Origin of the sequence: Massilibacillus massiliensis, assembly GCF_900086705.1 — a bacterium.
Taxonomy (GTDB): Bacteria; Bacillota; Negativicutes; order FLKF01; family FLKF01; genus Massilibacillus; species Massilibacillus massiliensis.
Map to the genome: position 1 here is coordinate 2,619,892 of NZ_LT575483.1, position 12,345 is coordinate 2,632,236.

Here is a 12,345-nt window from a genome sequence, read left to right on the forward strand (position 1 = left end):
CCCATATTAGAGGATAATTCTATTCTTATAAGAGTGATTTTTCCTACCTATATCGCCTATCATGTTCGCTGGGAAACATACATTATTGGAAGTGATTATGATGAATTTACGGGACAGACAGTTAGAGAGTATTTTAAATCACGTTATCTAGAATATGTGAAAGGTGATACCATAGCTTCAGATGAGTGGCCGGGAAATTTAAGACACTTTGAAATTTGTTGTGGATGGGAGATTATTGATATTATTTCTACTGATGAGCCAAAGGTTCAAATTATTAACAATGCATAATATACTGAAAATCCCACTTTTTACGACCAAAAGACAACTCCTGCTGAATTTTGTATGAATTTGGCAGGAGTTTTGAGCGTTTATAAGAATATTTAAATGTAATATTAAAAGAGGAGCCGATTGAAATGGAAAAGAAACTTAGATATAGATTAATTACAGGAAAAGATGATTCATCTTTTTGTCAAAGAATTTCATCACTATTGGATGATGGCTATGAATTGTATGGGTCACCGGCAAGTACCTTTGACGGAAAAAATGTTATTGTAGCCCAAGCAGTCATATTAAAAAATATTAAAGAATAATCACTTCAAAAGTATAGTCTTTTGTAATTAACAATAAAACTGAAATGTTTACTGTGTGGAAAATTATAAAATAAAAAGAGTTGCCTTAAAGTTCGATAAAATTTTTCAATCTATTCGTAGCATATTGAATGGAGGTCACCAGATATGAGACCGCTAGATCAAATTTTAAAAGAATATATAGAAGCATGTATAAAAGAGGAAGAATCTTTGCGTAGAGGAGACTCAAAGACTGGTAATAAACAATATCGAATTATCAACAATATTAGTCTTGATTTAAAAGCCAATCCTCAATACGGAATTGAACGTTTAATTCCATTTTTAGATCATCCAAATGCAAATGTTAGATTAACTACAGCGTTTTTCTTAATACCGATAATGCCTGAGCAAGTGAGAGCTGTTTTAGTAGAACTGTCCGCTGGTAGAGGAACTGTTGCTTTTAATGCAGAAATGATTTTATCGGAATGGGATAAGGGAAATTTGAAGTTTGATTAAATAGCTTACATTCCTGAAAAATGTATTATGTAATTGCCTGATTAAGATCAATATAGGTTTAATCTATAAGAGGTGTTTGTTTGGGGGCAGGAGAAAGTATTAGATTTGAGAGTATTGCTTATTTTTGGATGATCTATTCAATAAGAATGATTGTACAGTTTGTTTTAATAATTGATATTACTTAGAAAAGAGGGATATATTACTCACATGACAAAAGTAGCAGTAATAAAAGCCGATGCCTACGACACCAAAGTCGTAGACCAAGCCATGCAAGAATTACTCTCCCATTTGGGTGGTATAGAAAAATATATAGACCCCGGCGATAGAGTTTTAATAAAGCCAAACATGTTAGAAGCTGCGGATAAAGCGTCCGGGATAACTACTCATCCGGAGGTTGTGCGGGCTGTCATACGGGAAGTGAAAAAGGCGGGAGGAATTTCGGTTGTTGGAGATTCGCCGGGATTGGGGAGTACTTTAAGGGTAGCGGAGAAGTGTGGAATACTGGAAGTTTGTCAGCAAGAAAATGTGGAGTTGCTGGATTTTAATGAGAGTGTGGAAGTGAAATACCCACAGGGGGAGATTGTAAAGAATTTTGCATTGGCAAAGGCTTGTTTGAATGTGGACAAGGTGATATCGGTAGCAAAGATGAAGACGCATTCGTTTATGGTGGTAACGGGTGCTGTTAAAAATTTATTCGGTTTGTTTGTTGGGCATAATAAAGCACAGTTTCACCTTAGAATGAAAAAGATGAGTGACTTTGCGCATCTGTTGGTGGATTTGCAGCAATATATGAAGCCGTGTTTGGCTATTATCGATGGCATTAGCGGCATGGAAGGTGCTGGACCACGTAATGGAGACAAGATCCATTGCGGTATATTATTGGCGAGTGATAATAGTTTTGCCGTTGATTTAGTGATGGCAGATAAAATGGGATTTGCGGCAGAGCAATTACCAGTTTCAATCATTGCATTACAGCAAGGTTTGGTTCCTTCATTGTCGATGATTGATGTGGTAGGCAGTGCGAGTCAGGTGCAATTCCAATTTAAAAAACCACGTACTGTAGAAAATCTGGAGAATAGAATTCCGGGGTGGGTTGTCAGACTTGGACAGAACCAGTTGACTGCCAGGCCGCATATCAACGAACGATGTATTGGCTGCGGACGCTGTGCGGAGCATTGCCCGCCTAAGACCATTGAAATACGAAATCGTAAAGCTGTGATTGATTATCGAAATTGTATTCGTTGTTATTGCTGTCAGGAATTATGTCCAGAAAATGCAGTGGTATTAAAGGAAGGCATACTTTTGCGTCTGCTTCATCGTTTGGGGTGAACGCAGGCACTCATGGTATGTACGAAACGCATGATTTTGAATCGTAATATAAAAAGCTTGTTTTATATCTCTTAAATAAACTGAATTTATGAAAAGAAAATCCCAACTTTATTAGGTTAGTTGGGATTTTTTTTGTACATATTAAAATATAGCAATAGGATTAAAAATTATTTTATTTTTGAAAGTACATTTGAATTAAAAAGTAGTTTGCGTTATAATAATATTGTTAGAAAATTAGAACCTGGTACTAGTAACTGGTGATATTGTCGTTTAGGAGGTAGTTATGAATAACGAGTCAAAATCAAAAATAGTTGGACTAGGTGCATATTTGCCAAAGCGAAGATTAACAAATTATGATCTTGAAAAAATGGTGGATACAAGTGATGATTGGATCGTGCGTCGGACAGGTGTAAGAGAAAGACGTCTGGCAGCAAAAGACGAATTTGCCAGTGATTTAGCGATAAAAGCCGTTGCGCAATTGATAGAGAAATACAATGTTGAAATCGGTGATGTGGATATGGTGATCGTAACGACGTTTACACCAGATCATTTTACGCCGACGGTTTCTTCTTTGGTACAGGGGCATTTTGGGATAAAGAAAGCCGGGACGATGGATTTAAATGCTGCTTGCACAGGGTTTGTCTATGGTCTATGTGTAGCGGATTCATTAATTACAGCTGGTCATAGTAATAAAGTTCTAGTGATTGCTTCTGAGGTAGTATCTAAAGTAGTGGATTATTCTGATCGCAATACCTGTGTGCTTTTTGGTGATGCTGCAGTTGCTGTATTACTTGAAAGAACAAATGGAAAAGGCAATTTTCTTGCTTCTTATTTTACCTCAGATGGCAAGCAGGCACAGAATGTTACTTGCAGTAATTTAGCAGAGAAAATAAATAACCACGAGATTAAAAAAACGCGGTTATTTGAGCAAGAAGGAAAGCTCTTATATGAATATGTGATGAAAAATATTCCTGATGGTGTGAAAAATGTATTAGGGAAAAGTGGGCTGAGCTTTGATGATATCGCGTGGTTTGTTCCGCATAGTGCCAATTTACGTATGATAAAAGCGCTTTGTGATAGACTGGATTTTCCGCTGGAAAAAACTTTGATCAGTAATGAGTTTTATGGGAATACATCCTCGGCATCTATTCCGCTTGCAATGTGGATGGCACTAGAAGAAGGAAAAATCAAAGCAGGCGATAAAATGATACTATACGGATTCGGTGCCGGTCTGACACATGGTGGAGTTGTAATTGAGTGGTAGGAGTATAATAGGTGTATGTTTACGTTTACATCATGAATAAAATAGAATATAATAAGTATATACTAAATAAACCAAAAACGCCCTGCGTGAACAGGACGTTTCGGTTGAATACGAGGTTAGGTTAGCACTTTTAAGGTAAAAGCAAGTAGTGCTACTACCTTAATAAGTACCATGCCATCTATCTCAAGATCCAAATGGAACTTCATAAGGTTCACCTCCTTGTATTCAGTTTTAAGGACGTAGTTAGCGCTGCGTCCTTAATTATTATAATATAATATTGTTAATTTTTACAGCTCGGGCACCGAGCTGTTTTTTTATGAATGATTGACAGGGAAAGAATAAGTATGATTAAATGTTTAATAATATTTATTTTCCGTAAGAATTGAAAAACTGATTAGACGAGTGATAAAAATAAAGTATCTAATTTTTATCTAAGAGGAGTATAAGCGTGGAAAAACAAAGTCTTACTAAAATCTATATCATTTTATTACTAGTGCCCTTATTTTGGGGCGGGGCATTTGGTACCACAAAGCATGTTTTATCGGAGATCGCCCCGATGACGACATCCGCGCTCAGATTTATGCTTGCGGGTTTTCTTATGCTTGCATGGAGTGCTTGGCGCAAGGAGCTTGATTGGACTAGCATAAAAGAAAACTTTTTCAGTCTATTTGCCTTGGGGGCAACAGGTGTTTTTTCCTATAACTATTTTTTTGCTACGGGTCTGCAATATACATCAGCGATTACTGCGGCATTGATTATTGTCGTGAATCCTGTGTTTACCACATGCATTGCCAGTTTTTTTATGGGAGAGGCATGGAATTGGCGTACGTTAGTTGGAGCGGCAATATCGTTTATTGGTGTTTCCTTCGTCATTAGCAAAGGTGACTTGAGTATTTTGGTGGATATGTCGATTGGTACTGGTGAAGTATATTTATTTGGTTCGGTGGCAAGTTGGGTAATCTATACTTTGCTTGTAAAGAAAACTTCACGTACGATGGGAAATGGTGCAATGACTTCCGTATCAACCATGATGGGGGCTGTAATGTTGCTGTTGATTTCTATTGTAAAAGAAGATCAGTGGGGCAATGTCATGCATGTATCAAATCAAACGATGGTAGAGATTGTATATTTAGCTGTATGCAGTACAGTTTTTGCGTTCTTATTATTTAATTGGGGTGTGCAGCGTATTGGTGCGACGAAGGCAGCGGCTTATATTAACTTTACCCCGCTCAATGCGGCGTGGATTGCTGTCTTATTTTATGGAGAACAATTTTCAAGTTACCATTTGATTGGTATGGTGATAACGATTACGGGGGTATTAATTACTACGCGGAATAAAGTGCGACCCGTGGAATCTAATATGAAAGATATCGCTGTTTCGAAATCATAGAGGTCAAAATAAAAAATATTTATTTTATAAATACGTTATATTTGTAAATAAAAATTGTATACTTTAAACATAGGAAAATTCAATTGACATATATGGAACAACTTGTTAATATGAGCATAAGTATGAAAATTAAATAGACGATGGAATGATGGTTACAGGAGAGATCGTGAAATGCGACGCCGAAGGAGCAAGCGCTTTGTCAAACTCTCAGGCAAAAAGACCGTAACCGGACTGCACTCTGGAGAGAACGCTCACGTGATGAGCGTCACCGATGGGGAGCCTTTCTAGTTTAGGCAAAACTCTCAGGTACAACAGACAGAGACAAAGGTGGATTCGTCCGCCTTTGTCTCTGTCTTTATTTTTTACCCAACAATAAAAGATGGAGGAGAGGGATTATGACAGCATTACAAAAGACACCCTTATACGAGACTCATCTGGAACATGGCGGTAAAATCGTTGAATTTGGAGGTTGGCTGCTTCCCGTACAATATAGCGGGATCGTAGAAGAACATCGCGCTGTTAGAGAAAAGGCGGGACTATTTGATGTTTCCCATATGGGAGAGGTTCTTGTAAAAGGTAAGGACGCTTTAGTATTTTTGCAAAACGTAGTAACCAATGATGTAGCACGGCTTGTTTTGCATAAAATACTCTATACACCGATGTGTTATCAAGATGGTGGTATTGTGGATGATTTACTGATCTACAAACAGGCGGATGATGAATATTTATTGGTTATCAACGCCGCTAATATCGAGAAGGATTGGCAATGGCTGCTGGCAAACAAAGCGAATTTTGCTGTTGAGTTAACAAATTTATCCGCATGTACTGCACAATTAGCATTGCAAGGGCCTATGGCGCAAAAGATTTTGAGTGAATTAACAGATACGCCATTGGGAAGAATTGAATATTATTGGTTTTTACCAAAAGTCATAATTGCGGGGAAAGAAACGCTTGTATCAAGAACCGGGTATACAGGTGAGGATGGTTTCGAGATTTACTGCCAGAGTGAAGATGCCACTGCGCTGTGGGACGCGATTATGGACGCAGGAAAGCCTTATGGAATATTGCCGGCTGGATTAGGCGCGAGAGATACTTTGCGTTTCGAGGCTTGCCTGCCGTTATATGGACATGAATTATCCAAGGATATTTCACCGCTGGAAGCAGGCATTGGCATGTTTGTGAAATTAGATAAAGGTGCGTTTAACGGTAGAGATGCTTTGGCGGAGCAAAAGAAAGATGGCGTGAAACGCTGGATTGTTGGGGTTGTGATGAATGGTCGAGGCATTGCGCGGGCTGGATATCCGGTAATTGCTGAGGGCAGGTGTATTGGCACAGTTACGACAGGAAGCTATGCACCAACTATAGATAAGAATCTTGGTCTTGCTTTAGTAGATGTTGGATTTGCTAAGGTTGGTCAGCAATTTGATATAGAAATTCGCGGCAAGCATGTAGCTGCGCAGGTGATTCCTAAACCATTTTATAAAAGAGAGGGGAAATAAGGATGCATATTCCAGCAGAGCTAAAGTATTCCTGTGATCATGAATGGGTAAAAATTGAGGGGAATCGCGCAATTGTGGGCATTACCGATTATGCGCAGTCACAGCTTGGCGATGTCGTCTTTGTTGAAGTTCCGGAAGTTTATGTGGAGATTGCTGTTGGAGCGGGGTTTTCCGTCGTAGAATCCGTGAAAGCAGTATCTGATATCTATGCACCGTTGAGCGGTACGATCGTCGAGGTAAATGATGCGCTTGCTGATGCACCGGAGCTCATGAACGAGGATCCGTATGGTAAGGGCTGGCTGGCTGTAATTGAACTTGCCGATCAAAGCGAGTTAGACAATTTACTGAGCAGCGCAGCTTATGAAAAATTGCTGACGGAGGAAGATTAACATGGCTTGGAGCTATTTGCCTCATACTGATGAAGATCGCCATGCTATGCTTGCAGAAATCGGTGTGGAAGATACCGAAACATTATTTCGTGATATTCCGGAAACTTTACGATGTAAGCGTTCCTTAGATTTGCCGGCTGCACGATCGGAACCAGAGCTGGTAAGAACTTTGCAGAGCTTAGCAAAGCAAAACGCAAATCTGCAATCGTATACTTGCTTTTTGGGCGCAGGTGCATATGATCACTACATTCCGAGTGTCGTTGATCATGTCATCAGGCGTTCAGAGTTCTATACCGCTTATACACAATATCAGCCGGAAATCTCGCAGGGATATTTACAGGCATTATGGGAATATCAAACGATGATTTGTCAGTTAACCGGCATGGCAGTTTCGAATGCTTCTATGTATGACGGTGGTACTGCTTTAGCGGAAGCCGCGATGATGGCTTGTGGGGTTACGCGACGGCGTGAAATTTTGGTCGCCCGCACCGTACATCCAAATTATCGCGATGTGCTCCATACTTATGGCATGGATCGGGATGATAAAATAACGGAATTTGATTACATAGATGGCACGATTGATAAAGAAAAATGCGGGCAGCTGCTCAATAAAAATGTAGCGGCAGTGGTGATACAATCGCCAAATTTCTTTGGCTGTATTGAAGATATAAGAGAGATAGCGGCACTTGCACATGCACAGGGGGCACTGCTTATCGTAGCAGTAGATCCGATTTCCTTAGGACTGTTAGAAGCACCGGGCGTGCTTGGTGCAGATATTGTTGTTGGCGAAGGTCAGCCTTTAGGCTTGCCAGTTTCTTTTGGCGGTCCTTATTTAGGCTTTTTTGCAACGAGCGAAAAGTTGATGCGCAAGATGCCGGGGCGAATTGTCGGGCAAACGGTAGATCATGAAGGAAATCGTGGGTTTGTGCTGACTTTGCAGGCACGTGAGCAACATATTCGCAGAGAGAAGGCGACGTCCAATATCTGCTCGAATGAGGCCTTATGTGCTTTGACCGCAGCCGTGTATTTGAGTGCAGTGGGGAAAGAGGGCTTACAGCAGGTAGCCGCACTATCCTTGCAAAAAGCGCACTATGCGCAACGAGAATTAACGAAATTAAAAGGTGTGTGTACTGCCTTTGGGGCAAGTTATTTTAAGGAGTTTGTGATACAGTGTGCACACCCGATTCAGGAGATCAATGCTGCATTGCTGCAAGAAAACATCATTGGCGGGTTGGATTTGGGGCGGTATTATCCGGAACTTGAAAATTGTATGCTGCTTTGCGTAACAGAAAATAGAACACACGAAGATATCCATCGATTGGTAGAAAAATTGGGGGCGATCTTATGAGAAAAGCACAAGCCTTAATTTTTGAAACGAGTAAAACAGGTCGCTGTGCGATCGATTTGCCAAGCTGCGATGTGCCGGAAGAAGCGATCGATACACTGATTCCCAAAGAATTTCTTCGCGCGGAGCCTGCACCTCTGCCTGAACTTAGTCAGCTGGATTTAATGCGCCATTATACGGCGTTATCAGGGCGTAATTTTGGTGTGGATTCTGGATTTTATCCGTTGGGTTCGTGTACGATGAAATATAATCCGAAAGTCAATGAAGATGTTTGTCGGTATGCCGGTTTTGCTTCTTTACATCCTTTGCAACAGCCTGAAAGTGTGCAAGGTGCACTTAAAATCCTGTATGATATGCAGCAATATCTTGCCGAGATTGCGGGAATGGATGCGGTAACGATGCAACCAGTTGCCGGTGCGCATGGTGAATTGACAGGGCTTAAACTGATTTGCGCCTATCATCGATATCGAGGACAGGATCGGACGAAGGTGATCGTACCGGATTCGGCGCATGGTACCAATCCAGCTTCGGCTGCGGTATGCGGACTTGAAATTGTGGAAATCAAATCATGTGCAGATGGATCCATTGATGTAGATGCACTTCGAGCAGCCGTTGGTTCGGATACGGCGGCACTTATGCTGACGAATCCGAGTACGTTAGGTCTATTTGAAACGAAAATCAGTGAAATCGCTGATATCGTACATGAGGCAGGCGGACTTTTATATTATGATGGTGCGAATGCCAATGCGATTATGGGAATCGTCAGACCGGGAGATATGGGGTTTGATGTAGTGCATTTTAATTTACATAAGACTTTTGGCACACCACATGGCGGTGGCGGACCGGGGGCGGGCGCTGTTGGTGTCAAAAAGAGCTTGACTCCGTTTTTACCGGTGCCGATGATTACATGGGATGGCAGCCAGTATCTATTAGAGGAAAAACGACCGCTTTCAATTGGAAAGGTACATTCTTTTTATGGAAATTTTGGTGTGATTGTACGCGCGTATGCGTATATCCTTGCTTTGGGCGCAGAGGGTTTGCGGCAAGCCAGTCTGGATGCTGTCATGAATGCGAACTATTGTCAGCAAAAGTTAAAAGGCGCGTATGATGCACCGTTTGAGCGTTTCTGTATGCATGAATGTATTTTGACATCGAAAAAACAGCAGCAATATGGTTTACATACATTAGACCTTGCCAAACGTTTACTCGATTATGGCTATCATCCGCCAACGATTTATTTTCCGTTGATTGTTGAGGAAGCGATGATGATCGAGCCGACGGATACGGAAAGCAAGGAAACTCTGGATGCGTTTATCGACGTGATGCTGAAGATTGCCCAAGAGGCTGAAACGAATGCAGCCGAGATCCAAAGTGCACCGCATACAACGGTCGTTGGACGATTGGATGAAACGCTGGCCGCGCGAAAACCGGTGGTAAGATGGCGGGGATAATCTGTTTCAGCTATCCAAATCAGACAAAGTCGGTCAGTGTCACTGCGCAGGAATGCGCGCAGGATTGTGCGCATTGCGGGGGGCATTATCTAAAACAAATGCTGCCGATTTCGGCAATTGAGGCAAGCGATGCCAAAAGTTTTTTAATTAGTGGAGGCTGCGAAGCGGGCGGTCGTGTTCCAATTGGTGCGCATATGAAAGAATTGAAAGCAGCTAAGAAAGGCAGACGTTACAACCTTCATGTAGGCTTAATCAATCAAAAAGAAATTGATCAAATCGCGGAGATCGCAGATTTTGTTTCTTTTGATTTTGTAGGTGATCAGGAGACGATTCGTGAGGTATTCGGCTTGCAAAAAAATGTGGAAGATTATATGCACTGCTATCAGGCCCTTAGGCAGAAGGTCAACGTCATGCCGCATATTTGCATTGGACTGCATGGTGGCGAGATTAAAGGAGAATATAAGGCACTCGAACTTTTGCAAAAGCTCGGAATGGATGGCTTGACGTTCATCATTTTCACTCCTACGCGCGGTACGCAATATGCAGATCGTTTGCCGCCTAAAATGGAAGAGGTCGTCAAGTTACTAAAGTGGGCACGGCGAACTTGTCCGGAAATTCCTATCCACTTGGGCTGTATGCGTCCAGGTGGACGTTATCGGAATGAGATTGACCAATGGGCAGTAAAAATCGGTTTGGATACGATTGTGAATCCTACGCCCAAAGCAGTAGAATTGGCGAAAACATTGGGGCTGACAATTCATCGCAGTGAGGAGTGCTGTGTATTATGAATGTTTGGAAGTTATCGGCGGGGACGGCGTGTGTGATCGGTAAGAAAAAAATGAAGGCAAAAGATTTGCCGACCACTGCGTATATTATGCTCGGAGAAAAGTGTAAAAATCATTGTCGATTTTGTGCGCAGTCGCAGGAAAGCACTGCACGAACCAATCTGCTTTCCCGGATCACCTGGCCGTCTGTTGCTTGTGAAGAGGCGGTGCAGGGGATTGCAAGTGAACATCAGGCAGGCAGGATCAAACGTGCTTGTTTGCAGATTGTTGACAGTGAGCATAGCTGGGGTGAAACGATGCAAGCTTTAGATGCACTGCATCATCACAGTAAAATTCCGATTTGTGTTTCGAGTCATTTGGATACCGTAGAACAGGCAAAAGAACTTGTGGAAAACGGTGCGCAAAGAATTTGTATTGCGCTCGATGCGGCTACACCGGAAGTATATGAGAAAGTGAAAACAGGGGATTGGTCTGCGAAATGGAACTTGCTATGTGCATGTGCAAAAGCATTGCCGGGGCGTGTTACGACACATCTTATCGTAGGCTTGGGTGAAACCGAGCAAGAGATGACTGAGAGAATTTTGCGCTGTATCGAGCGGGGCATTTGCGTTGGTTTATTTGCTTTCACTCCAATTCGTGGCACAGCTTTAGCCGATGCGTTGCCGCCAACGATTGGGCAATATCGGCGGATACAAATTGCACATGCAATACTAAAACATGGTGATAAGCAAGATCGAATTGTATATCAAAATGGCCGAATCACTGCATTCCAGTTGCCAATTGCAAAATTATTGCAGGTGCTAAAGAATGGGCAGGCCTTTCAAACCAGTGGTTGCGCGGATTGTAACCGTCCCTACTATAATGAACGGCCTGGCGGAGTACTTTATAACTATCCGCGACCGCTCACCCAGACCGAAGTAGAGCAGGCGATTGCAGAGAGTGAGATTGTGAGGGGAGAGGCGTATGAAGTGGCGCGTCATACATAGCGGCATTGCAGATGCTGCAACCAATATGGCGGTAGACGAAGCGATTTTATCCGCCCACATTGCCGGTAAAGTACCGCCAACCCTTAGGTTTTATGGTTGGCAACCTGCCGCTGTGAGTTTAGGTTACTTTCAACGTGCAATGTCAGAAATTGATTTAACAAAATGCAAAGAGGCAAACATTGATGTAGTGCGCAGATTGACCGGCGGCAGAGCCGTACTGCATGATGCGGAATTGACCTATAGTATTGTGGTTCATGAAGATGCACCGCATATTCCAAAAACAATTACAGCTTCTTATTGCTATTTAAGTAAAGGCTTGCTCGTTGGTCTCGAAAAACTTGGCATTACAGCAGAAATGACCGTGCCAACGGCGGCATATGGGCAGAAAAAAAAGCAGGCTGTATCAGCGGCTTGTTTTGATGCACCCTCCTATTACGAACTTACCGTAGCAGGACGGAAGCTTGTAGGTAGCGCGCAGGTTCGGAAAAACGGCGTTATTTTACAACATGGTTCGTTACTATTGCGATTTTCTGCTGAGAAATTTGTAGATGTATTAAAGAATATGACGCCGGAGAAAAAGGTGCAGATGATAGAGCTATTAAATTGCAGAGCTACTTCCATTGAAGAAATTCTGAAACGACCCATTACTTGGCAAGAGGTATGCAGACCTATGCCGGAAGCTTTTGCAACCGCTTTAGATATAGATTTGGTGGAAGACCAGCTTACAGCAGAAGAAACGGATATTTGCAATCAGCTTGCAGCAGAAAAATACAGTCAGGATGCCTGGAATAGACAGCGTTGATAAGAAAACAGCGGGGAGGAAGG

The 12,345-nt window shown here is 42.0% G+C and carries 12 protein-coding genes and 1 riboswitch; all 12 genes read left to right on the forward strand.

Annotated elements, in window-relative coordinates:
• The first annotated feature begins 413 nt into the window (after positions 1 to 413).
• The 12 genes from BN6559_RS12625 to BN6559_RS12680 all read left to right on the forward strand — a co-directional run bounded on the left by BN6559_RS12625 (position 414) and on the right by BN6559_RS12680 (position 12,322).
• Positions 414 to 590, forward strand: a complete 177-nt coding sequence (locus BN6559_RS12625; RefSeq protein WP_110955051.1) for a DUF1737 domain-containing protein — start codon at positions 414 to 416, stop codon at positions 588 to 590.
• Positions 591 to 734: 144 nt separating this feature from the next.
• Positions 735 to 1,082 (forward strand): DUF2019 domain-containing protein, encoded by a 348-nt coding sequence (locus BN6559_RS12630; protein ID WP_110955052.1) that lies wholly within the window; start codon positions 735 to 737, stop codon positions 1,080 to 1,082.
• A gap of 207 nt (positions 1,083 to 1,289) precedes the next feature.
• Entirely contained in the window at positions 1,290 to 2,411 is a 1,122-nt protein-coding gene (locus BN6559_RS12635) for a DUF362 domain-containing protein (protein ID WP_110955053.1), read from the forward strand.
• 283 nt (positions 2,412 to 2,694) lie between these two features.
• Positions 2,695 to 3,675 (forward strand): ketoacyl-ACP synthase III, encoded by a 981-nt coding sequence (locus BN6559_RS12640; RefSeq protein WP_110955054.1) that lies wholly within the window; start codon positions 2,695 to 2,697, stop codon positions 3,673 to 3,675.
• 448 nt (positions 3,676 to 4,123) lie between these two features.
• Complete coding sequence (locus BN6559_RS12645) at positions 4,124 to 5,065, forward strand: DMT family transporter (protein WP_110955055.1); 942 nt, start codon at positions 4,124 to 4,126, stop codon at positions 5,063 to 5,065.
• A 145-nt stretch (positions 5,066 to 5,210) separates the two neighbouring features.
• Positions 5,211 to 5,298, forward strand: a riboswitch (glycine riboswitch).
• Between the two features lie 162 nt (positions 5,299 to 5,460).
• Entirely contained in the window at positions 5,461 to 6,564 is a 1,104-nt protein-coding gene (gene gcvT / locus BN6559_RS12650; protein ID WP_110955056.1) for a glycine cleavage system aminomethyltransferase GcvT, read from the forward strand.
• A gap of 2 nt (positions 6,565 to 6,566) precedes the next feature.
• On the forward strand, positions 6,567 to 6,953 hold the full coding sequence (gene gcvH, locus BN6559_RS12655; protein WP_110955057.1) for a glycine cleavage system protein GcvH: 387 nt from the start codon (positions 6,567 to 6,569) through the stop codon (positions 6,951 to 6,953).
• A gap of 1 nt (position 6,954) precedes the next feature.
• Positions 6,955 to 8,301, forward strand: a complete 1,347-nt coding sequence (gene gcvPA, locus BN6559_RS12660) for an aminomethyl-transferring glycine dehydrogenase subunit GcvPA (protein WP_110955058.1) — start codon at positions 6,955 to 6,957, stop codon at positions 8,299 to 8,301.
• Complete coding sequence (gene gcvPB, locus BN6559_RS12665; protein WP_110955059.1) at positions 8,298 to 9,749, forward strand: aminomethyl-transferring glycine dehydrogenase subunit GcvPB; 1,452 nt, start codon at positions 8,298 to 8,300, stop codon at positions 9,747 to 9,749. Before gcvPA ends, gcvPB begins: the two co-directional genes overlap by 4 nt.
• Positions 9,737 to 10,537, forward strand: a complete 801-nt coding sequence (locus BN6559_RS12670; RefSeq protein WP_110955060.1) for a radical SAM protein — start codon at positions 9,737 to 9,739, stop codon at positions 10,535 to 10,537. The genes gcvPB and BN6559_RS12670 overlap by 13 nt, the downstream gene beginning before the upstream one ends.
• Positions 10,534 to 11,520: a radical SAM protein gene (locus BN6559_RS12675; protein ID WP_110955061.1), complete on the forward strand. Its 987-nt coding sequence runs from the start codon at positions 10,534 to 10,536 to the stop codon at positions 11,518 to 11,520. Before BN6559_RS12670 ends, BN6559_RS12675 begins: the two co-directional genes overlap by 4 nt.
• The gene (locus BN6559_RS12680; RefSeq protein ID WP_110955062.1) at positions 11,498 to 12,322 is read left to right on the forward strand and encodes a lipoate--protein ligase family protein; all 825 of its coding nucleotides are present in this window, start codon (positions 11,498 to 11,500) and stop codon (positions 12,320 to 12,322) included. Before BN6559_RS12675 ends, BN6559_RS12680 begins: the two co-directional genes overlap by 23 nt.
• Positions 12,323 to 12,345 lie beyond the last annotated feature (23 nt).

Bases quoted from the DNA above. Each gene is read 5' to 3' on its own strand.
- BN6559_RS12680 (WP_110955062.1), top strand. From the start codon at position 11,498: ATGAAGTGGCGCGTCATACATAGCGGCATTGCAGATGCTGCAACCAAT.
- BN6559_RS12640 (WP_110955054.1), top strand. From the start codon at position 2,695: ATGAATAACGAGTCAAAATCAAAAATAGTTGGACTAGGTGCATATTTG.
- BN6559_RS12630 (WP_110955052.1), top strand. From the start codon at position 735: ATGAGACCGCTAGATCAAATTTTAAAAGAATATATAGAAGCATGTATA.
- gcvT (WP_110955056.1), top strand. From the start codon at position 5,461: ATGACAGCATTACAAAAGACACCCTTATACGAGACTCATCTGGAACAT.
- BN6559_RS12635 (WP_110955053.1), top strand. From the start codon at position 1,290: ATGACAAAAGTAGCAGTAATAAAAGCCGATGCCTACGACACCAAAGTC.
- gcvPA (WP_110955058.1), top strand. From the start codon at position 6,955: ATGGCTTGGAGCTATTTGCCTCATACTGATGAAGATCGCCATGCTATG.
- BN6559_RS12625 (WP_110955051.1), top strand. From the start codon at position 414: ATGGAAAAGAAACTTAGATATAGATTAATTACAGGAAAAGATGATTCA.
- gcvH (WP_110955057.1), top strand. From the start codon at position 6,567: ATGCATATTCCAGCAGAGCTAAAGTATTCCTGTGATCATGAATGGGTA.
- BN6559_RS12670 (WP_110955060.1), top strand. From the start codon at position 9,737: ATGGCGGGGATAATCTGTTTCAGCTATCCAAATCAGACAAAGTCGGTC.
- gcvPB (WP_110955059.1), top strand. From the start codon at position 8,298: ATGAGAAAAGCACAAGCCTTAATTTTTGAAACGAGTAAAACAGGTCGC.
- BN6559_RS12675 (WP_110955061.1), top strand. From the start codon at position 10,534: ATGAATGTTTGGAAGTTATCGGCGGGGACGGCGTGTGTGATCGGTAAG.